18 protein-coding genes, 1 tRNA gene and 1 pseudogene are annotated in these 18407 nt (G+C 71.2%); 7 read left to right on the top strand and 13 right to left on the bottom strand.

The annotated features are described in order from the left end of the window. Nucleotides 1-226: 226 nt before the first annotated feature. Entirely contained in the window at nt 227-541 is a 315-nt protein-coding gene (locus Q0C12_RS11530) for a high-potential iron-sulfur protein (protein ID WP_290890460.1), read from the bottom strand. A gap of 121 nt (nt 542-662) precedes the next feature. Between Q0C12_RS11530 and Q0C12_RS11535 the strand changes: the two genes are divergently transcribed. The 4 genes from Q0C12_RS11535 to Q0C12_RS11550 are packed head-to-tail and all read left to right on the top strand — an operon-like array spanning nt 663 to nt 3512. Continuing rightward, entirely contained in the window at nt 663-1298 is a 636-nt protein-coding gene (locus Q0C12_RS11535; RefSeq protein WP_290890461.1) for a methylthioribulose 1-phosphate dehydratase, read from the top strand. Then, nucleotides 1295-1852, top strand: coding sequence for an acireductone dioxygenase (locus Q0C12_RS11540; RefSeq protein ID WP_290890462.1), 558 nt, complete (start codon nt 1295-1297; stop codon nt 1850-1852). Before Q0C12_RS11535 ends, Q0C12_RS11540 begins: the two co-directional genes overlap by 4 nt. Then, nucleotides 1852-2550 (top strand): acireductone synthase, encoded by a 699-nt coding sequence (gene mtnC / locus Q0C12_RS11545; RefSeq protein ID WP_290890463.1) that lies wholly within the window; start codon nt 1852-1854, stop codon nt 2548-2550. Before Q0C12_RS11540 ends, mtnC begins: the two co-directional genes overlap by 1 nt. Next, entirely contained in the window at nt 2547-3512 is a 966-nt protein-coding gene (locus tag Q0C12_RS11550; RefSeq protein WP_290890464.1) for a C13 family peptidase, read from the top strand. Before mtnC ends, Q0C12_RS11550 begins: the two co-directional genes overlap by 4 nt. On the opposite strand, the gene Q0C12_RS11555 is transcribed toward Q0C12_RS11550, so the two are convergent. From Q0C12_RS11555 to Q0C12_RS11600, 10 genes are read right to left on the bottom strand one after another with little or no spacing between them, the layout of a single operon-like run. After that, nucleotides 3469-5064 (bottom strand): calcineurin-like phosphoesterase family protein, encoded by a 1596-nt coding sequence (locus tag Q0C12_RS11555; RefSeq protein WP_290890465.1) that lies wholly within the window; start codon nt 5062-5064, stop codon nt 3469-3471. The two genes, Q0C12_RS11550 and Q0C12_RS11555, sit on opposite strands and share 44 nt — an antisense overlap. A gap of 43 nt (nt 5065-5107) precedes the next feature. Next, nucleotides 5108-5719: a bifunctional phosphoribosyl-AMP cyclohydrolase/phosphoribosyl-ATP diphosphatase HisIE gene (gene hisIE / locus Q0C12_RS11560; RefSeq protein ID WP_290890466.1), complete on the bottom strand. Its 612-nt coding sequence runs from the start codon at nt 5717-5719 to the stop codon at nt 5108-5110. Continuing rightward, nucleotides 5709-6485, bottom strand: a complete 777-nt coding sequence (gene hisF / locus Q0C12_RS11565) for an imidazole glycerol phosphate synthase subunit HisF (protein WP_290890467.1) — start codon at nt 6483-6485, stop codon at nt 5709-5711. Before hisF ends, hisIE begins: the two co-directional genes overlap by 11 nt. Further along, a complete protein-coding gene (hisA, locus tag Q0C12_RS11570; protein ID WP_290890468.1) occupies nt 6479-7228 on the bottom strand; it encodes a 1-(5-phosphoribosyl)-5-[(5-phosphoribosylamino)methylideneamino]imidazole-4-carboxamide isomerase in 750 nt (249 codons plus the stop codon). The genes hisF and hisA overlap by 7 nt, the downstream gene beginning before the upstream one ends. Further along, complete coding sequence (gene hisH / locus Q0C12_RS11575; RefSeq protein ID WP_290890469.1) at nt 7225-7824, bottom strand: imidazole glycerol phosphate synthase subunit HisH; 600 nt, start codon at nt 7822-7824, stop codon at nt 7225-7227. The genes hisA and hisH overlap by 4 nt, the downstream gene beginning before the upstream one ends. Then, nucleotides 7821-8909 (bottom strand): bifunctional histidinol-phosphatase/imidazoleglycerol-phosphate dehydratase HisB, encoded by a 1089-nt coding sequence (gene hisB / locus Q0C12_RS11580; RefSeq protein ID WP_290890470.1) that lies wholly within the window; start codon nt 8907-8909, stop codon nt 7821-7823. Before hisB ends, hisH begins: the two co-directional genes overlap by 4 nt. Continuing rightward, complete coding sequence (gene hisC / locus Q0C12_RS11585) at nt 8906-9988, bottom strand: histidinol-phosphate transaminase (RefSeq protein ID WP_290890471.1); 1083 nt, start codon at nt 9986-9988, stop codon at nt 8906-8908. Before hisC ends, hisB begins: the two co-directional genes overlap by 4 nt. Continuing rightward, complete coding sequence (gene hisD, locus Q0C12_RS11590; RefSeq protein WP_290890472.1) at nt 9985-11283, bottom strand: histidinol dehydrogenase; 1299 nt, start codon at nt 11281-11283, stop codon at nt 9985-9987. Before hisD ends, hisC begins: the two co-directional genes overlap by 4 nt. Next, nucleotides 11280-12179, bottom strand: coding sequence for an ATP phosphoribosyltransferase (gene hisG / locus Q0C12_RS11595; protein ID WP_290890473.1), 900 nt, complete (start codon nt 12177-12179; stop codon nt 11280-11282). Before hisG ends, hisD begins: the two co-directional genes overlap by 4 nt. Before the next feature lie 31 nt (nt 12180-12210). Further along, nucleotides 12211-12534 (bottom strand): YerC/YecD family TrpR-related protein, encoded by a 324-nt coding sequence (locus Q0C12_RS11600; protein ID WP_290890474.1) that lies wholly within the window; start codon nt 12532-12534, stop codon nt 12211-12213. A gap of 100 nt (nt 12535-12634) precedes the next feature. On the opposite strand from Q0C12_RS11600, the gene Q0C12_RS11605 reads away from it, so the two are divergent. Next, nucleotides 12635-14452, top strand: coding sequence for a diguanylate cyclase (locus Q0C12_RS11605; protein ID WP_290890475.1), 1818 nt, complete (start codon nt 12635-12637; stop codon nt 14450-14452). 53 nt (nt 14453-14505) lie between these two features. Here Q0C12_RS11605 and Q0C12_RS11610 read toward each other — a convergent pair whose 3' ends face one another. Together Q0C12_RS11610 and hisS are read right to left on the bottom strand one after the other, a co-directional pair. Then, entirely contained in the window at nt 14506-16404 is a 1899-nt protein-coding gene (locus tag Q0C12_RS11610) for an aromatic amino acid lyase (protein ID WP_290890476.1), read from the bottom strand. 1 nt (nt 16405) lies between these two features. Next, on the bottom strand, nt 16406-17779 hold the full coding sequence (hisS, locus tag Q0C12_RS11615) for a histidine--tRNA ligase (RefSeq protein WP_290890477.1): 1374 nt from the start codon (nt 17777-17779) through the stop codon (nt 16406-16408). Nucleotides 17780-17909: 130 nt separating this feature from the next. Here hisS and Q0C12_RS11620 point away from each other — a divergent pair. Both Q0C12_RS11620 and Q0C12_RS11625 read left to right on the top strand, forming a co-directional pair. After that, a tRNA-Pro gene (locus Q0C12_RS11620) sits at nt 17910-17986 on the top strand. A gap of 112 nt (nt 17987-18098) precedes the next feature. Beyond that, nucleotides 18099-18407, top strand: a pseudogene (locus Q0C12_RS11625) (hypothetical protein); the annotation flags it as partial.

The following is an 18407-nucleotide window of genomic DNA, read 5'->3' on the forward strand; positions in this document are numbered from 1 at the left end:
CGCGGGCCAGTTCGGGCTCGCGCTCGGCACGGCCGGCGGCCCGGGCCTCGGCCAGGCGCCGGCGGGCGACCCAGAACGAGGCGGCGCCGGCCAGGATCAGGCCGGCCAGCAGGCCCAGCAGCAGGAAGGCGGATTCGGAAGCGGACAAGGCAAACCCCGGCAAGGACACTGCCGGGGATTCTAACGGCCCCGTGGTCTCACCGGCCGAGACGGCCGGCGGCGGGGATCAGGCCTTCTTGGCCCAGGCGCTGCACCAGGCGGTGGCCGGCACGGAGTTCTTCGGGAACAGGGTGCAGGCGCCGGTGGCGGCGGTGAAGAACTGGCAGTTGGCGCAATTGCTGCCCGGCTTGAAGCTCGGGTGCGAGACCTTCGTGTAGTCCTCGGCGTAGGCCAGGGCCTTGGCGGTCGGGTCGTCCAGCGACAGCTTGGGCAGGGCCTGCGCCTGGGCCGTGCTGATGAAGCGACCCGTGAACGGGATGGCGACGGCGGCGACGGCGGCGTGGACGAGGAAGCGGCGGCGGGACGGGTTCTGGGTATTCATGGCGGTCTCGTCTGGCTACGGAGGATTCCGATGGCTGACGCCAGTGTAGTCCCCGGCGGTGAATGCAGCGTTGATGCCGGTCAAGCCGACGCCGGCGGCGTCATCGGCTAGACTTCCGGGCATGGAAAACCTGCCTTTCGACCCCGCCCGCCTGGCCGCCTGCGCCGCCGAAATCGTCGCCAACACCCGGGAACTGTCGGCCCTGGGCTGGACCCCGGCCACCAGCAGCAATTTCTCGATGCGGATGGATGACCGCCACGCGGCCATCACCGTCTCCGGCCGCGACAAGGGCCGGCTGGTGGCCGAGGACATCATGGTCGTGGATTTCGCGGGCCAGCCGGTAGCCACGCCGCACCGCCCGTCTGCCGAGACCCTGCTGCACACGCAGATCTACGCCCGCTACCCGGAGATCGGCTGCGTGCTGCACACGCATTCGCACGTGCAGACGGTGGCCTCGCGCCTGTACGCGCCGCAGGGCCACCTGCACCTGGAGGGCTACGAGCTGCTGAAGGCCTTCCACGGCAACCACACGCATGAAATGGCGATCGACGTGCCGGTGCTGGCCAACACCCAGGACATGCCCGAGCTGGCCGCCAGGGTCGAGACCCTGCTCGACCAGCAGCCGATGTGGGGCTACCTGATCGATGGACACGGCCTTTACGCCTGGGGCCGCACCATGGCCGAGGCCCGCCGCCACCTGGAGGCCTTCGAATTCCTGTTCGCCTGCGAGCTCGACCTGAGGAGACTGAACGCATGAGCCGCCTCCGCATCTTCGACGAAGCCGATCCGTCGACCCCGATCTCGTCCACAGAGGACCTGGCCACGATCGCCGCGCGCCTGCGCGACATCGGCGTGCGCTTCGAGCAGTGGCAGGCCGCGCAGCCGGTGCTGCCGGGCGCCAGGCCCGACGAGGTGATGGCCGCCTACCGCGCCGACATCGACAAGCTGGTCGCCGAGAACGGCTTCAAGACCGTGGACGTGGTGTCGATCGCGCCCGATAACCCGAACAAGGACGCCATGCGCGCCAAGTTCCTGGACGAGCACTTCCACAAGGAGGACGAGGTCCGCTTCTTCGTCGCCGGCTCGGGCCTGTTCACCCTGCACGTGGGCGACAAGGTCTACGAGATCCGCTGCGAACAGGGCGACCTGGTCGGCGTGCCCGACGGCACCACCCACTGGTTCGACATGGGCCCGGAGCCGAGCTTCGTCGCCATCCGCTTCTTCACCGAGCCCGACGGCTGGGTCGGCCACTTCACCGGCACCGACATCGCCCGGCGCTTCCCGCGCTACGAACCGGGCCAGGCGGGGTGATGCAGACGATCCTCACCGACATCGAAGGCACCACCAGCAGCATTTCGTTCGTGAAGGACGTGCTGTTCCCGTACGCGCGCAAGGCGCTGCCGGGGTTCGTGGCGGCGCACGGGCGCGAGCCGGAGGTGCGGCGGTGGCTGGATGCCGTGGCCAGCGAGATCGGCGGGGCCTGCCAGGACGACCTGGTGGTCGAGACGCTGCAGGGCTGGATCGACGCCGACCGCAAGCACACCGCGCTCAAGGCGCTGCAGGGCATGGTGTGGAAGGACGGCTATGGCCGCGCCGATTTCCGCGCGCACATCTATCCCGACGCGGCCGAAGCGCTGCGCCGGTGGCACGCCGCCGGGCATGCGCTGAGCGTTTATTCCTCCGGCTCGGTGCCGGCGCAGAAGCTGTTCTTCGGCAACAGCGCCGCGGGTGACCTGCAGCCGCTGTTCTCGCACTGGTTCGACACCGAGGTCGGCGGCAAGCGCGACGCCGGCAGCTATCGCCGCATCGTCGCCGCGCTCGGCGTACCGGCCGCCGACGTGCTGTTCCTGTCCGACGTGGTCGAGGAGCTCGATGCCGCCCGCGAGGCGGGCCTGGGCACCGTGCTGGTGGATCGCCGCGAGGACTATCCGCAGCCGCGTCTGGGCGCCGACACCGGTGGCCACCGCCGCGTCGAGGCCTTCGACGCGATCGATCCGGTCGCGGGATGAGTCGCCGGGTCGCCGCGCGCGCGCTGGTCTTCGCCGGCCTGCTGCTCGCGGCCAGCGTCGGTGGCGCGGCCACCAAATCGCTCGACAAGCCCGCGCCGAAGCCGCGCGCCCCCGACCCGTTGCTGGCCGCCGACCTGGCCCGGCTGGCGCCGCAGCGGCCGGGCCATCCCGACCTGTTCGTGCTCGGCTTCGCGGGCGACGGCAGCGAGCAGGTATTCCGGAATGAGGTCCATTACCTGCGCGACCTCGCGGCGCAGCGCCTGGACGCCGCGGGCCGCGTGATCCTGCTGGCCAACCACGTCGAGGCGCCGCCGGTGCGCGGCCTGCCCGAAGCCAACGCCCACACGCTGCGGCAGGCGCTGGAGGGCATCGCCGCGCGCATGGATCCCGAGGAAGACCTGCTGCTGGCCTACTTCACGACCCACGGCACCGCCGAGCACGAACTGCTGCTGCGTCGCGAGGGCCGCCGCGACCGCCTGCTGGAGCCACGGGAACTCCGCGAGGCCCTCGACGCCGCCGGCATCCGCCACCGCGTGCTGGTGATCTCGGCCTGCTACTCGGGCGGCTTCGCCAAGGCCCTGCGCGGGCCGGACACCCTGCTGCTGATGGCGGCGCACCGCGAGCGCACCTCCTTCGGTTGCGGCAATGATTCGGTGGCGACGTTCTTCGGGCGCGCCTGGCTGGTGGAAGGCCTGAACGCCACCACGGATTTCGACGCCGCCTTCGTGCAGGCCACCGCCGCGATCGAAGCGCGCGAACTGGCCGAGGGCCTGGAGCCCTCGCGCCCGCAGATCAACCGCGGCGCGCGCATCGGCGAGCGGCTGGCGGCGTGGCGCGCCGGCTTCGAGCCCGGCCCGGTCCTGCCCTACCCGTTCGAACTGGACCCGCCGGCGAACGGCAACACCAAGGCCCCGGTGCTCACTCCGCTGCTTCCACCAGCCGATAAGACCCCGAAGCCCTGAGCTCACCGCGCCAGCGGTCGAACGCGCGCACCTCGAAGCCATGTTCGCCGGCCGGCAGGTCGGTCGGCAGGTTGAAGCGCCACAGATGCGTCGAGGCCTCCGCTTCCGGCAGGCGGTCGTAGCCTCGGAGCGCGGTCGCCAAATCATCCAGCACGTTCTCGGCCACCAGCGCCGGGTCGGGGGCGTCCACGCGTCGCATGGGCTGCCAGTCGCCGCCGTTGATGCGAACCTCCACGCGCGTGCCTGCCTCGCCCATGTACACGTTCGCGAACAGGCCCACGCCCGGCCAGTGGCCGCGGCGCAGCACCTTGGGCGCATGCAGCGACATCGCCTCGTCGCCGGCGCGCGCGGCGTGCCAGTGGAGGGCATAGCTACCATCGCGATCGAGGCGCAGGCGGGCGTAGCCGTTGGGCGTGCCGTCGGACATGCGCGCATCGGGCAGGCCTTCGGCATCGGGCGCACCGCCCCAGTAGCCGCCGCAGGCCGCGCCGACGTTGTATTCGTGCAGCGGCTCGGCACCGTGCCAGCCGTCGTCGGCGTCGTGGTAGTGATGGCGCTGCACGTGGCCGTGCCCGCTGAGCAGCAGCACCTTCCCGAACGGGGCCAGCAGCGCGAACAGCCGCTCGCGGTCGGCGCGGCGGAAAGTCTCGCGGCCGGGTTCGTCGAAGAACGGGATGTGCGCCGCGATCACCAGCCGGCGATCACGCGGCAGCGTATCGAGGTAGGCAGCCAGCCAGGTGAACTGGTCCTCGCGCAGGCCGCCGATATACGCCGGCTTCTGCCCCGGCCGGTAGATCACGTCGTCCAGCACGATGAAGCTGGCCTGATGCTCCTCCCAGGCAAAAGTGTCCGGGCCGAAGGCGTGGCGGAAGCTGCGCAGCGACTCTTCGTCGGTCGCGGCGTCGAAATCGAGGTCGTGGTTGCCGGCCGCGTGCAGCCAGGGCGTGCGCAGGCGCGCGGTGGCGGCCTTCAGCGCGGGGTACAGCGACAGGTCGTCGTTGGCGACATCGCCCAGCGTCAGGCCCAGCGCCGCCGCGGGCCGGCCGTTCGCGGCGGCCACCAGCGGGGCGATGATGTCGCGGTCGTAGTAGTCGACCTGGACGGCGGTCTTGGCCTGGGGGTCGGCGAACACCAGCACGTCCAGAGGCGCGCGCGAGGGCTTCCCGCGAACCAGCGCGAAGTCCCGGCAGTCCGGCGAGGCCGCCGGGATGCCGCCGAACGCCAGCGCGGGCCCCGGGTGGTACTGCTGGTGGCGCCAGAACACGGGCAGGCCGTCGGCGCCGGTGGGAAACGCATAGCCGGCTGGCTTGACCACGAAGGTGGTGCGACCGTCGTCCCAGGGCAGCGTGTACCCGCCACGCGCATCGCTGCGCACCAGCTGCAAACCATCGGAGACCAGCACGCCGGGCAGCGGCCGGTCGCCGCGCGACCAGCGGCCATCACCGTCGCGATCCTCGAACACGCGGCCGCCGTTGCAGGGCGGCGCCAGCGCCTGCGCGCCGACGGGCAACACCAGGGCAAAACAGAGCAGGACGCGGGCGATGACGGGCATGGGGTCCTCCGGCGAGGCCCCGATTATCACCCGCCGCAGCGGATCAGCGCTTGGCGGCGTGGCGCTGGCGCAGCACCCGCTCGACGTCGGCCAGGCCCAGGCCGCGGGCACGCAGCAGCACCGTCAGGTGGAAGACCAGGTCGGCGGCTTCACCCAGCAGCGCGTCGTCCTCCTGGGCCACGCCGGCCAGGGCCGTTTCCACGCCCTCCTCGCCCACTTTCTGGGCGATGCGGCGAACGCCGCCTTCGAACAGCGACGTCGTGTAGCTGCCGGCGGGCCGCCCGCGCTCGCGGGCCTGCACCAGCGCATCGAGCTCGGCCAGGAAGCTGCCCGGCGCTTCCGGGAAGCAGCTCTCGCGCCCGAGGTGGCAGGTCGGGCCGCGCGGGCGGGCTTGCACGAGCAGCGTGTCGGCGTCGCAGTCGGCCTCCAGCCGCACCAGCTCGAGCACGTCGCCGCTGGTTTCGCCCTTCATCCAGAGGCGCTGCTTGCTGCGGCTGAAGAAGGTGACGCGGCCGCTGGCCAGGGTTGCGTCCAGCGCGGCACGGTCCATGTAGCCAAGCATCAGCACGCGGCCGGTGCCGGCGTCCTGGACGATGGCGGGCAGCAGGCCGCCCTGTTTGTCCCAGGCCAGGGCCTGGATCTGGTCAGGCGACATCGCGCACCTCGATGCCCTGCGCGCGCAGGGCGGTCTTGAGTTCGGGGATCCGGACGCTGCCGGAATGGAAGACGCTGGCGGCCAGCGCCGCATCCACGTCGGCATCCAGGAAGACCTCGGCGAAGTGGCGCGCCGTGCCGGCGCCGCCCGAGGCCACCAGCGGCACGCCGCAGATCGCCCGCACCGCGCGCAGCTGCTCGAGGTCGTAGCCGGTGCGCACGCCGTCCGAGCCCATGCAGTTGAGCACGATCTCGCCGGCGCCGCGCTGCTGCACTTCCGCCACCCAGTCCAGGGTGCGGCGCGGCAGCGCGCGGGTCTGGTCCGGGTCGCCGGTGTAGGCGCGCACGCGCCACTCGCCGTCGGCGTCGCGCAGGCTGTCGATGCCGACCACCACGCACTGCACGCCGAACTCGGCCGCCAGCGCGTTGATGAGCTCCGGACGCTCCAGCGCCGGCGTGTTCACCGAGATCTTGTCGGCGCCGGCCAGCAGCACCTCGCGCGCCTGCGCCACCGAGCGGATGCCGCCGGCCACGCAGAACGGGATGTCGATGATGCGCGCTACGCGCTCGACCCAAGCGCGATCGACGCCGCGGCCCTGCGGGCTGGCGGTGATGTCGTAGAACACCAGTTCGTCGGCGCCCTCGTCGCGGTAGCGCAGGGCCAGCTCCTCGATCGCGCCCATCACCACGTGGTCGCGGAACTTCACGCCCTTCACGACCAGGCCGTCCTTGACGTCCAGGCAGGGGATCAGGCGGCGGCTCAGCATGGCGTTTGCTCCGCGATCACGTCGGCCAGGGTGAAGCGGCCATCGAGCAGCGCCTTGCCCAGCACGATGCCACCGCAGCCGCTGGCCTTGGCGACAGCGACGTCGCCCGCGTCGGCGACGCCGCCCGAAGCCTGCACGCGCAGGCGCGGGAAGCGTTCGCACAGGTAGCGGTAGAGATCGAAGTTCGGGCCGCTGAGCATGCCGTCGCGGCTGATGTCGGTGCACAGCAGGTGGCGCAGGCCGACCTCGTCGTAGGCGGCGGCCAGTACGTCGAGCTCGCGCCCGCCCTCCTCGGTCCAGCCGTGCACGGGCAGGCGCCAGCGGCCCTCGGCGTCGCGGCGGGTGTCGAGCGCGACGGTGATGCGCTCGGCGCCGTAGCGCGCCACCCAGGAGGCGACGCGCCCCGGTTCCCGCACGGCCAGCGAGCCGACCACCACGCGGTCGGCGCCGGCCGCGAGCAAGGACTCCACGTCCACTTCGCCGCGGACGCCGCCGCCGGTCTGCACCTTCAGGCGCGTGCGGCGCTTGAGCTCGCCCAGCAGCGGCGCCAGCGTGTAGCCACCGGCACGGGCGGCGTCGAGGTCCACCAGGTGCAGCCAGCGTGCGCCCGCGGCGGCGTAACGGGAGGCCAGCTCGAGCGGGTCGTCGGCGTAGCGGGTTTCCTGCGCGTAGTCGCCCTGGCGCAGGCGCACCACGCGACCGTCGCGAACGTCGATGGCGGGGTAAAGGGTGAAGTCGCTCATGCCGGATCGGCCTGCAGGAAGTTCTGGAGCAATCGCGCGCCGACGGCGCCCGAGCGTTCGGGGTGGAACTGGGCGCCGGCGACGTTGCCGCGCCGGACCATGGCCGCAAAGGGCGCGCCGTGGTCACAGGACGCAATGCAGTGCCCGGTGACGGGCGCCGCGAAGCTGTGCACGAAATAGGCCTGGGCGCCGTCGACGACGCCGGCCAACAGCGGGTCGGCCTGGGTCGGCCGCAACCGGTTCCAGCCCATGTGCGGCACTCGAACGCCGGCCGAGGCCGGCATCTTCCGCACGCGCCCGGGCACCAAGCCAAGGCACGCTACGTCGCCTTCCTCCGACCCCTCGAACAGCAACTGCATCCCCAGGCAAATCCCCAACAACGGCTGCTTCAACCCACGCAACAAATGAACCAGGTTCATTTGCTGGAGGCGGGCCATGGCGGGGGCGGCGGCGCCAACGCCGGGCAGGATCACGCGGTCCGCGGCAAGGATGGTTTCGGCGTCCGCGGTCATTGCCGCGGACACGCCCAGGCGCTCGAGCGCGTAGCGCACGGAGCCGATGTTGGCGCCGCCGGAATCGACCAGCACGACCTTCACAGCGCGCCCTTGGTGGTCGGCAGTTCGCGGCCCTCGCGGCGGATGGCCTGGCGCAGCGCCCGGGCCGTGGCCTTGAAGCAGGCCTCGACCATGTGGTGCGTGTTCTCGCCCTGCACCGACAGGTGCAGGTTGAGGCCGGCCGTTTCGCACAGTGAACGGAAGAAGTGCGGCACCAGCTCGGTGGCCAGCCCGCCCACCTCGGCGCGCGGGAAGCTGCCTTCGAACACGAAGTACGGCCGCCCCGAGAAATCCACCGCGGCCTTCGCCAGCGTCTCGTCCATCGGCAGCGTGATCGCACCCTGCCCGGACGAATCGCCATAGCGGCCGATGCCGCGCTTGTCGGCCAGCGCCTGCTTCAGCGCCTGGCCCAGCGCCAGCGCGCTGTCCTCGACCGTGTGGTGCTCGTCGATGTGCAGGTCGCCGCTGCAGGTGAGCTGCAGGGCGAAACCACCGTGCTTGCCGAGCTGCTCGAGCATGTGGTCGAAGAAGCCCAACCCGGTCGCGACCACCGGATCGGCGGCGCGATCGAGGTCGAGCTCGATGCGCACCCGCGTTTCCTTGGTCACGCGCTCGACCTTCGCCACGCGCGGCGCATCGGCCAGCTCATGCGCGATGGACGCCCAGGTATCCGGACCCGGCTTGAGCTTGAAACCGCGGCAGCCCAGGTTGGCCGCCAGCTGCAGGTCGGTGTCGCGGTCGCCGACCACGGCCGAGTTGGCCAGGTCGATGCCGCGGTCGCGCAGGTAGTGCATCACCAAACCCAGGCCCGGCTTGCGGGTCGGCTTGTTCTCGTGCTCGAAGCTCTCGTCGATGAGCTCCTCGCGGAAGGTGATGCCCTGCGACGCGAGGACCTGGACCATCAACGCGTGCGGCCCCACGAAGCTCTCGCGCGGGAAGCTGGCCGTGCCCAGCCCGTCCTGGTTGGTCACCAGCACGAACTGGAAGCCGGCGTCGCGCAGCTTCAGCATCGCCGGGATGACGCCCTCGACGAAGCGGATCTTTTCATAGGCGTCGATCTGGAAATCGGCCGGTTCCTCGATGATCGTGCCATCGCGGTCGACGAACAGGATGCGCTGGCCGCTCATGCCGCCGCCCTCCCCGCCCGCAGCGCGTCCAGCATGGCGTCGTTCTCGGCCGGGCTGCCGACGCTGATGCGCAACGCGTCGCCCAGCTGCGGCGAAGCGCGCATGTCGCGCACCACCACGCCCGCCGCCAGCAGCCGCGCGAAGGCCGCGCCGGCATCCTCGAAGCGCACCAGGATGTAGTTGCCCTGCGACGCATACACCCGCCGCACCCCGGGCAAGCCAGGCAACTCGTGCTGCAGCCGCTCGCGCTCGGCGCGCACGGTGATCACCCGGCCGCGGGTCTGCACCAGCGCCGGCTCGGACAGGCCGGCCAGCGCCAGCTGCACGCAGGGCGACGGCAGCGGGTACGGCGCCTGGCAATTGCGCAGCACCGCCACCAGTTCGGGCGCGGCCAGCAGGCAGCCGATCCGGGCGGCGGCCAGCGCATGCGCCTTCGACAGCGTGCGCAGCACCGCGAGGTTCGGCTGCTGGTCGATGAAGGCCGCCATCGAAGCCTGGTCGCAGTACTCGCCGTAGGCCTCGTCCACCACCACCAGGCAACGCCCGGCCAGGCGACGCGCCAGCGCCAGCAGGTCGGCCGGCGCAATGGCCTGGCCGGTCGGGTTGGCCGGCGAACAGACGAACACCAGCTTGGCGCCGGACGACACCGCCGCGTCCGCCATGGCATTGAGGTCGGACGCGAAGCCGGCCTCGGTGTCGCGCAGCGGCACCTCCACCAGCGGCGCGCCCTGCAGCCGCGCGCTCACCGCGTACATGCCGAACACCGGCGGCGACACCACCACCGCGTCCCGGCCCGGCACGCACAGCGCGCGCACCAGCAGGTCGATGGCCTCGTCGCTGCCGCGGCCCACCAGCACCTGGTCGGCGCGCACGCCGTAGAGTTCGCCCAGCCGCTCGCGCAGCGCGGCCGGCTGCGGATCCGGATAGCGGTTGGCGCCCAGGCCGGCATCGGCCGGATTGCGCCAGGCGCTCTCGTTGGCGTTCAGCCACACCTTGCCGGTGACGCCGGCGCGGCGGGCCGAACTGTAGCCGGCGAACTCACGCAGGTCTTCGCGGACCAGGGACAGGATGGCGCTCACGTCGTCGTCTCCAGGCGCCGAAGCACCGATTGCGCGTGGGCCTCGAGGCCTTCGGCCCGGGCGATCTCGACCGCACAGGGGCCGATCGCGGCCAGGCCGGCGCGGCTGACCTCCTGCACGCTGATGGATTTCTGGAAGCTGGCCACGCTGACGCCGCTCCAGGCGCGCGCGGCGCCGTTGGTGGGCAGCACGTGGTTGGTGCCCGAGCAGTAGTCGCCCAGGCCCTCGGGCGCGAAATCGCCGAGGAAGACCGAGCCCGCGCAGCTGACCTTGGCCAGCCAGGCCCGCGGCTCGCGCAAGGCCAGGATCAGGTGTTCCGGCGCGTAGTCGTTGCTGATGGCAAACGCCTCGTCCAGCGAATCCACCTGCACCAGCCGCGCGAACTCGAGCGCGCGCGTGGCGATGGCCTCGCGCGGCAGCTCGGCGACCTGGCGCCGAACCTCGGCCTCCACGGCGTCCACCAGGGCGGCGGAATCGGTCAGCAGCACCACCTGCGAATCCGGACCATGCTCGGCCTGCGACAGCAGGTCGGCCGCCACGTGCACGGGTGGCGCGCCGGCGTCGGCGATCACCAGCACTTCCGAGGGACCGGCCGGCATGTCGATCGCCGGGCCCCCAGCCATCATCGCCGCCAGCTGCTTGGCCGCCGTGACGTAGCGGTTGCCAGGGCCGAACAGCTTGTCGCAGCGCGGCACGCTGTCGGTACCGAAGGCCATGGCGGCGATCGCCTGGGCGCCGCCGAGCTTGAACACCCGGCGCACGCCGCACAGCTGCGCCGCCGCCAGCACCGCCGGGTCGGCGCTGCCGTCGGCGCGCGGCGGCGTGCACAGCACGATCTCGTCGCAGCCGGCCAGCACCGCCGGCACGCCCAGCATCAGCGCCGTGGACACCAGCGGCGCACTGCCGGCGGGCACGTACAGGCCGACGCGCGGGATGGCGCGCAGGATCCGCCCGCAGCGCACGCCTGGCGCGGTATCGACCTCGAACTCCGCAGCCATGCCGGCGCGGTGCCAGGTGAGCAGCCGCTCGCGCGCCTCGGCCAGCGCCGCGCGCAGCGACGCCGGCACGGTGGCGGTGGCCGCGGCCATTTCCGCGGGCGTCACTTCGAAGCTGGCCAGTTCGACGCCATCGAAGCGGCGCGTCAGCGCCCGCAGCGCAGTGTCGCCGTCGGCGCGCACCTGTTCGAACACGCGCTTCACCGCCGCCTCGACCTCGGACTGGTCGCCGGCGCCCGGGCGTGCGAGACACTCGCGCCGCGCGTCGGCGTCGAGCCGGTTCCATTCAATCCGCTTCATGCCAGCATCTGCTCCACGGGAAGGACCAACAGGCCGGAGGCGCCGGCGCGCTTCATGTCTTCCAGGCGCTGCCAGGTCATCGCGCTGCGGCACAGGGCCTGCAGGGCCACCTGGTCGCGCTGGCCCTCGATGGCCATCACGGTCGGGGTTTCGGCATCGGGCAGCAGCTTCACCAGCTCGGCCACCTGGTCGCGGTGGGCCTGGAACAGCACCAGTTTGCTCGCACGCACGCTCATCACCGCGTCAAGGCGGCGCAGCAGCATGGCCGCGAGCTCGGCGCGCTCGTCGCCGAACGGCTGCGATGGCGCGACCAGCAGGGCCTGGCTTTCCAGGATCACCGCGACCTCCTTGAGCTGGTTGGCCATCAGCGTGCCGCCGGTGGAGACGATGTCGCAGATGGCCTCGGCCTTGCCCAGGCGCGGCGCGATCTCGACCGAGCCCGACAGCATCACCGGCGTCGCCTCGACGCCCTGCTCGCGCAGCCAGCGCGCCATCAGCTGCGGGTAGCTGGTGGCGATGCGCAGGCCGGCCAGGCGCTCGGGGCCGGTCCACTCCCAGTCATTGGGCACGGCCACCGACAGCCTGCAGCGGCCAAAGCCAAGCTCGCGGATCGGCCGGAAGGCCTCGCCGCGGCCGTCGGCCAGGCGCTCGCAGGCCTGTTCTTCGAGCACGTTTCCGCCAACCACGCCCAGGTCGCAGGCACCCTCGGCGATCAGGCCAGGGATGTCGTCGTCGCGGACCAGCAGCAGATCGATCGGCAGGGATTCGCCGTAGCAGAACAGCCGGTCGCGGCTTTCCCGGAACGACAGCCCGGCGCGGGCCAGGAGGTCGCGGGCGGGGTCGGACAGGCGGCCCGACTTCTGGATGGCAATGCGTAAACGGTCGTGCGTCCTCATGACGCCCTCCGGGGTTCGGAAACAGTGGGGTTCAGTGCGACGCGTCGTCGGCTCGATGGCCCAGGCGCTCGGCGGCGAGGCGGTAACCGCCCTCGCCCAGGTCCAGGCAGCGGGCGACGCGGCCGATGGTGGTGACGCTGACGCCGGTAAGGTCGTGGATTTCCCGGTAGGGAACCTCGGCGACCAGGTGCGGCACCACGCCCCAGCGGTCGGCCATGGCCTCGAGCTCGGACGGGGTGCAGAGATCTTCCAGGAAAGCCCGCAGTTCGCCGGGCGAGCGCAGGGCCAGCAGGGCCTGGATCAGGTCCTCGAGGTCCGGGCGGCGGGGCGGGCTGGCGGGGTCGCGGCGTTTCATGGCGCTAATGTAATAGCGCGTTATTACAAAAGCAAGCCCTGCGATTGGACCCGACGGCCCCACCACCGCGCATAATGGGCCGGCCTCGTAGGGGAACGACGTGACGTCGAACCGCTGGATCTCGCTGCTGCTGGGACTGCTGCTCGCGTTCGGCACCACCGACAGCGCGGCCGGCCCGGCCGTGCTCGAGGCCGGCAGCGAGCGCCTGGCGCTCACCCCCCACCTCAGCTACGGCATCGACGAAACCGGGCGCGCCGATGCCTCCGCCATGTTTTCGCGCGCCAGCCGCGGCGAGTTCATGCCCCTGCCCGGGGACAGCGCGGCCTTCGGTTTCACCCAGGGCGCCTACTGGTTCCATGCCCCGCTGTTCAACCAGAACCCGACCGAGCAGCGCTGGCTGCTGGTGCTGCACTACCCGCTGCTCGACTACGTCGACGTCTACCTGCGCTACCCGGACGGCCGGGTCGAGCACATGGCCTCGGGCGACACCCTGCCCTTCAGCGCCCGAAGCATCCGCTACCGGCATCCGAACTTCTGGGTGACGCTGCCGCATCGCACCGAGGTGGAGCTGTTGGTGCGCGTGGCCAGCCGCAGCTCGATGCAGGTGCCGCTGGCCCTGTACACGCCCACCGCGTTCGCCGAGCTCGAGCGCGACTCGCAGTTCGGCATCGGCCTGTTCTACGGCATCCTGGTGGCGCTGCTTTGCTACAACCTGGTGCTGTGGCTTTCGCTGCGCGACGCCAGCCACTTCTGGTACCTGTTCCATGTCGCCGGCTTCGGCCTGGTGATGTTCTGCCTCAACGGCCTGGCCTTCGAGTACCTGTGGCCGAACTCGCCCTGGTTCGCCAACCTGGCGATCCCGCTGTCGATGGCGGTGTCGCAGATCGCGATGCACCAGTTCTGCCGCGTGTTCCTGGAGCTGGAGACGCGACAGCCGGTCGCCAACAAGGTATCGCTGGCGCTGATCGGTTTCTTCGTGCTGATGGGCCTGGCCACCTTCGTGCTCGATTACCGCACCGTGGTGCGGCCGATGACGCTCGCGGTGTTCCCCGGCGCGCTGTTCATCCTGTACCTGGCCATCACCTCGATCCGCAACGGGTACGCCCCGGCCAAGGTGTTCCTGATGGCCTGGGCCTTCCTGCTGCTGGGCACGGCGCTGTACGCCTCGGTCTCGTTCGGCCTGCTGGACAAGAATTTCTTCACCGAGTACGGCATCCAGATTGGTTCGGCGATGGAGATGATCCTGCTCTCCTTCGCCCTCGCCTACCGCTACGCGCGGCTGCGCAGCGAGAACGAGCGGCTGGTGCGCGAGCACAACGAGCAGCTCGAACGCCACGTCGCGCGCCGCACCTCGGAGCTCAGCACGGCGCTCGAGCAGCTGGCCGAGGCCAACCAGCGCCTGCGTGAATCCAACCGCCGCGACGCGCTGACCGGGTTGTTCAACCGCCGGCATTTCCGCGACATGTTCGAGCAGCAGCTGCACCAGGCCAACGAGCACCGGCAGTCGCTGGGCGTGCTGCTGATCGACCTGGACCACTTCAAGGACGTCAACGACACGCACGGCCACCTGGCCGGCGACGAATGCCTGCGCTGGCTGGGCCGCTGCCTGCACGACACGCTGGTGGACCATGGCGCACTGCTGGCGCGGTTCGGCGGCGAGGAGTTCGTGGTGTCGCTGCCCGACGTCACGGGCGAGCGGTTGGTGCAGGTGGCCGAGCAGCTGCGCCTGAAGATCTGCGGCGAGGCGGTGCGCTACGCGGGCAACAACATCCGAATCAGCGCGAGCATCGGCGTGTTCCTGCTACGCCCGGGCGCGGGCCTGGGCGTGGATGAGGCCCTGCACCAGGCCGACGACGCGCTGTACATGGCCAAGAACCGCGGCCGCAACTGCGTGCACGCGGCCGAAGGCATCAGCTAGGTTGCCGGCAAGGCGCTGGCCTCCCGGCGGGAAGCCTCAGGCGCGCACGGGACTCAGTCGCGAGCGGCGCGGGCCGCCGACAGCAGGCGCCCCTCTTCCACCAGGCGCACGGCGGTGGCGACGTCGCCATCCATGGCCCGGTCGCGGCCCATGAACGGAATCGCCTCGCGCAGCGCGGCCCAGGCCGCCTGCACGGCGCGGCCGGGCTGGAACTCGCCGGCCGCAGCCAGCTCGCCGCGCAGCGCCTCGACTTCGGCCAGGAAACCGGGGCGGTCCGGATGGCCGGGCAGCGGCGCGCCCAGCACCTTCGCGGCCAGCGCCTCGGCGTCGGCCTCGCGGGCGAGCTGGCGAGCCGCGTTGATCATGTCGCGGCGGTAATCGAGCGCCTGCGCCGCGGTGTAGAGCTCCAGCCCCAACACCTGCGCCAGGTCGGCCGTCATCTCCAGCACGTGCCGGCCCTCGTTGGCGCCCATCGAAACGTGGTCTTCCGCATTCGCGCTGGTCGGGATCGAGTACACGCTGGCCGGGTGCGCGCGGCTGGCCAGGTCGTTGACCAGCGCGGCGGCGGTGTACTGGACAATCATGAAGCCGCTTTCGGTGCCGTCCTCGTTGCCGATCAGGAAGGGCGGCAGGCCGTCGTTGGTGGCCGGGTCGACCAACTTGTTGAGGCGGCGCTCGGAAATCGAGGCCAGCACCGGGATCGCGGCCTTGAGGTAGCTCATGGCCAGCGCCAGCGGCATGCCGTGGAAGTGGCCGGCCGAGACCACCTGGTCCTCGATTTCGCGGGCGCCTTCCAGGTCAGGGAACAGCAGCGGGTTGTCGGTGACGGCGTTGAGCTCGACGTCGATGACGCGCTTGGCCTGCTCGAGCGCGTCGCGCACGGCGCCATGCACCTGCGGGATGCAGCGCAGCGAGTAGCTGTCCTGCGGCTGGTGCTTCTTGCCGCCGCGGAACGGACGGAAACGCTGGTAGAACTTCTCGCGGCCGTGGCGCTGGTTGAACGGCACCCAGTCCCAGCCGATGTCGAAGCCCAGGGCCTGCTGGTCGGGCGTGGCCCAGCTGTCGGGCTGCCACTGCCGGAAACGCGGCACCAGGTGGTAGGCGATGTCGGACAGGCTGGAGCCTTCGAGCAGGCCGCGCAGGTTCGCCGCCACGCGCACCTGGCCCGGGTGCGGGCGCAGCGCGTGCACATGCGGGTCGAAGGCGCGCAGGCGGCCGGCGAAGGCATCGAGCGTCATCGCGGCCGCGAGGTCGGCGGTGTCGAGCAGGTCCTCGAGCCGCTCGATCGCCAGCACCGCGGTGGCCAGCATCTGCGCGGTGCCGTTGTTCAGCGCCAGGCCTTCCTTGTGCGACAGCTTCACCGGCGCCAGGCCGGCGCGCCTGAGTGCCTCGGCGCCCGGGATGCGCACGCCTTCGTAGAAGGCTTCGCCGCCACCCAACAGTACGATGGCCAGGTGCGAGAGCGGCGCGAGGTCGCCGCTGGCGCCCACCGACCCCTTGCGCGGCACCACCGGCACGATGCCGGCATTGAGCAGCGCGGCCATGGCCTCGAGCACGGCCGGCCGGATGCCGGAGTGGCCGCGCATCAGCGTGTTGATGCGGATCGCCATCATCGCCCGCACCACGTCGGCGGGGAACGGTTCGCCCACGCACACGGCATGGGTGACGATCAGGTTGTGCTGCAGCTCCTCGAGCACCGTGTCGCTGGACCCGGAAGCGCCCGGCAGGCCCGTGCGCAGCCGGTGCGCGCCCAACAGCTTGTCGGCATTGCTGCCAAAGCCGGTGGACACGCCGTAGATCGGTTCCTGCTTCTTGACCTGGTCGGCCAGGAAGTCGGCCGCGCGCTGCACCGCCGGCATCTGCGCCGGATCGAGCCGCACCGGCGCGCCGTGCGCGATCTCGGCCAGCTGCGCGCGGTTGAGGCCGCGGCCATCGAGGGTGATCGGTTTCATCTCAGCGTTTCCCCATCGCGCGCTGTTGCTCCAGCTCGACCTTCAGCACCGACGCCAGCTCCTCGCGGCCCAGTTCGTACTGGTCCTGCGAGGCCATGTCCTTGACCTTGACCACGTTGCGCGCCGCTTCGTCCTCGCCGTACAGCAGCACGAAGCGGATGCCGGCGCGGTCGGCGTACTGGAACTGCTTGGCTAGCTTCTTCACCTCCAGCTGCACCTCGGCATTGATGCCGGCGGCGCGCAGGCGGCGGGCGATATCCAGCGAATCCGGAAGGCGGGCGTCGTCCATCAGGCCGACCAGCGCCTGCACCGAACTTTCGGCGGTGGAAACGATGCCGGCCTCGCGCAGCTGCCAGAACAGGCGCGTCGCGCCGATCGAGATGCCCACGCCCGGCAGCTTCGACTTGGTGTAGTGGCTGGCCAGGTTCTCGTAGCGGCCGCCCGAGCAGACCGAGCCGATCTGCGGGTGCTCGTCGAGCGTGGTCTCGTAGACGGTGCCGGTGTAGTAGTCGAGGCCGCGGGCGATGGAGAAGTTCAGCGCGTAGTTCTTCTCGGGCACGCCGTAGCCCTTGAGCAGTTCCAGCACCTCGCGCAGCTCGGCGCGGCCCTGCTCCAGCACCTCGCTGCCCGCGCCCAGCGCGTCCAGCTGCGCCAGCGCATCGGCGTGCGAGCGCGAGCGCACCTGCACGAAGGCCATGATCCGGTCCACCACGTCGTCGGCCAGGCCGAAGTCGGCGCCCACCAGGGTCGCGCGCACGGCATCGGCGCCACGCTTGTCGATCTTGTCGATCTCGCGCAGCACCAGCGCCTGGCGCTCGCCGTCGGCGATCCCCACGCCTTCGAAGAAACCGCGCAGCAGCTTGCGGTTGTTGAGCTGGATGGTGAACGGGCCGACCTCGAGCTCGGAAAAGACCGCGTGGATCACCGCCGGCATCTCGGCGTCGTGGCGCACGCTGAGCGCGTCCTTGCCGATCACGTCGATGTCGCACTGGTAGAACTCGCGGAAGCGGCCGCGCTGGGCGCGCTCGCCGCGGTAGACACGCTGGATCTGGTAGCGCCGGAACGGGAACGCCAGGTCGTGCTCGTGCTCGGCGACATAGCGCGCCAGCGGCACGGTGAGGTCGAAGCGCAGCGCCAGCTCGGGCTGGCCGCCTTGCTCGAGGGCTCCCGTGGACTGCACGAAATACACCTGCCGCTCGGTCTCGCCGCCGGTCTTGGTCAGCAGCACCTCGGACAGCTCGAACACCGGCGTTTCCACCGGCAGGAAGCCGAAGCGCTCGTAGTTGCGCCGGATGACGTCGAGCATGCGCTGGAAGGCGATCTGGTCACGGGGCAGCAGCTCCATGACCCCGGGCGTGGTGCGGGGCTTGATCAAGGCGGGACACTCCAAGGCGATGGCGCATTCTAGCTTCTGGCGCAACGGGGCGAGCCGCTCCGGGGCACCAGGCGAACGCCGGGCTTGCCGAGTCCGCGTCCGGCCTCTAGAATAGCCGGCTCGAATCCCTCGGGGTGTAGCTCAGCCTGGTAGAGCGCTACGTTCGGGACGTAGAAGTCGCAGGTTCAAATCCTGTCTCCCCGACCATTCGAGCCCACGAACCGCCGCCCCCCGAGGGCGGCGTTTTCGTTTCCGGCCCCGGCGTTCACATCCCCTTGCGGTTGGCTACACTCGGCCCGACGCCACGGCGGGGATGCGGATGAGCTGGATACTGGGAATCGTGGGTGCCTTCCTGGGCCTGCTGATCGCGGACGGAAGCCGGGAGGCCTTCGGGCTGGTCGCTGGCGCGCTGCTGGGTGGCCTGCTGGGCATGGCCTTGCGGGCCCGCCGCCGGATCGCCGAGCTGGAGCAGCGACTGGCGCGCGTCGAGCTCTTGGCCCGCCGTCCCGGGGCCGTCGCCGGGGCCACGGCGCCCGCGGCCGTTGCCGCGAAGCCGACCCCCGCACCGCCTCCGGTCCCGGAACCACCGGGCAGCGCCATGTCCGCGCCGGCCCCTGCCGCCGCCCGC

This window comes from Arenimonas sp., assembly GCF_022842045.1.
GTDB lineage: Bacteria > Pseudomonadota > Gammaproteobacteria > Xanthomonadales > Xanthomonadaceae > Arenimonas.

Coding starts and splice junctions, on each gene's coding strand:
- hisD (WP_290890472.1), bottom strand. CDS start 11,283: ATGAAGCGGATTGAATGGAACCGGCTCGACGCCGACGCGCGGCGCGAG.
- Q0C12_RS11535 (WP_290890461.1), top strand. CDS start 663: ATGGAAAACCTGCCTTTCGACCCCGCCCGCCTGGCCGCCTGCGCCGCC.
- Q0C12_RS11600 (WP_290890474.1), bottom strand. CDS start 12,534: ATGAAACGCCGCGACCCCGCCAGCCCGCCCCGCCGCCCGGACCTCGAG.
- hisG (WP_290890473.1), bottom strand. CDS start 12,179: ATGAGGACGCACGACCGTTTACGCATTGCCATCCAGAAGTCGGGCCGC.
- Q0C12_RS11540 (WP_290890462.1), top strand. CDS start 1,295: ATGAGCCGCCTCCGCATCTTCGACGAAGCCGATCCGTCGACCCCGATC.
- hisIE (WP_290890466.1), bottom strand. CDS start 5,719: ATGTCGCCTGACCAGATCCAGGCCCTGGCCTGGGACAAACAGGGCGGC.
- Q0C12_RS11555 (WP_290890465.1), bottom strand. CDS start 5,064: ATGCCCGTCATCGCCCGCGTCCTGCTCTGTTTTGCCCTGGTGTTGCCC.
- Q0C12_RS11530 (WP_290890460.1), bottom strand. CDS start 541: ATGAATACCCAGAACCCGTCCCGCCGCCGCTTCCTCGTCCACGCCGCC.
- hisA (WP_290890468.1), bottom strand. CDS start 7,228: ATGAGCGACTTCACCCTTTACCCCGCCATCGACGTTCGCGACGGTCGC.
- hisF (WP_290890467.1), bottom strand. CDS start 6,485: ATGCTGAGCCGCCGCCTGATCCCCTGCCTGGACGTCAAGGACGGCCTG.
- mtnC (WP_290890463.1), top strand. CDS start 1,852: ATGCAGACGATCCTCACCGACATCGAAGGCACCACCAGCAGCATTTCG.
- Q0C12_RS11610 (WP_290890476.1), bottom strand. CDS start 16,404: ATGAAACCGATCACCCTCGATGGCCGCGGCCTCAACCGCGCGCAGCTG.
- Q0C12_RS11550 (WP_290890464.1), top strand. CDS start 2,547: ATGAGTCGCCGGGTCGCCGCGCGCGCGCTGGTCTTCGCCGGCCTGCTG.
- hisB (WP_290890470.1), bottom strand. CDS start 8,909: ATGAGCGGCCAGCGCATCCTGTTCGTCGACCGCGATGGCACGATCATC.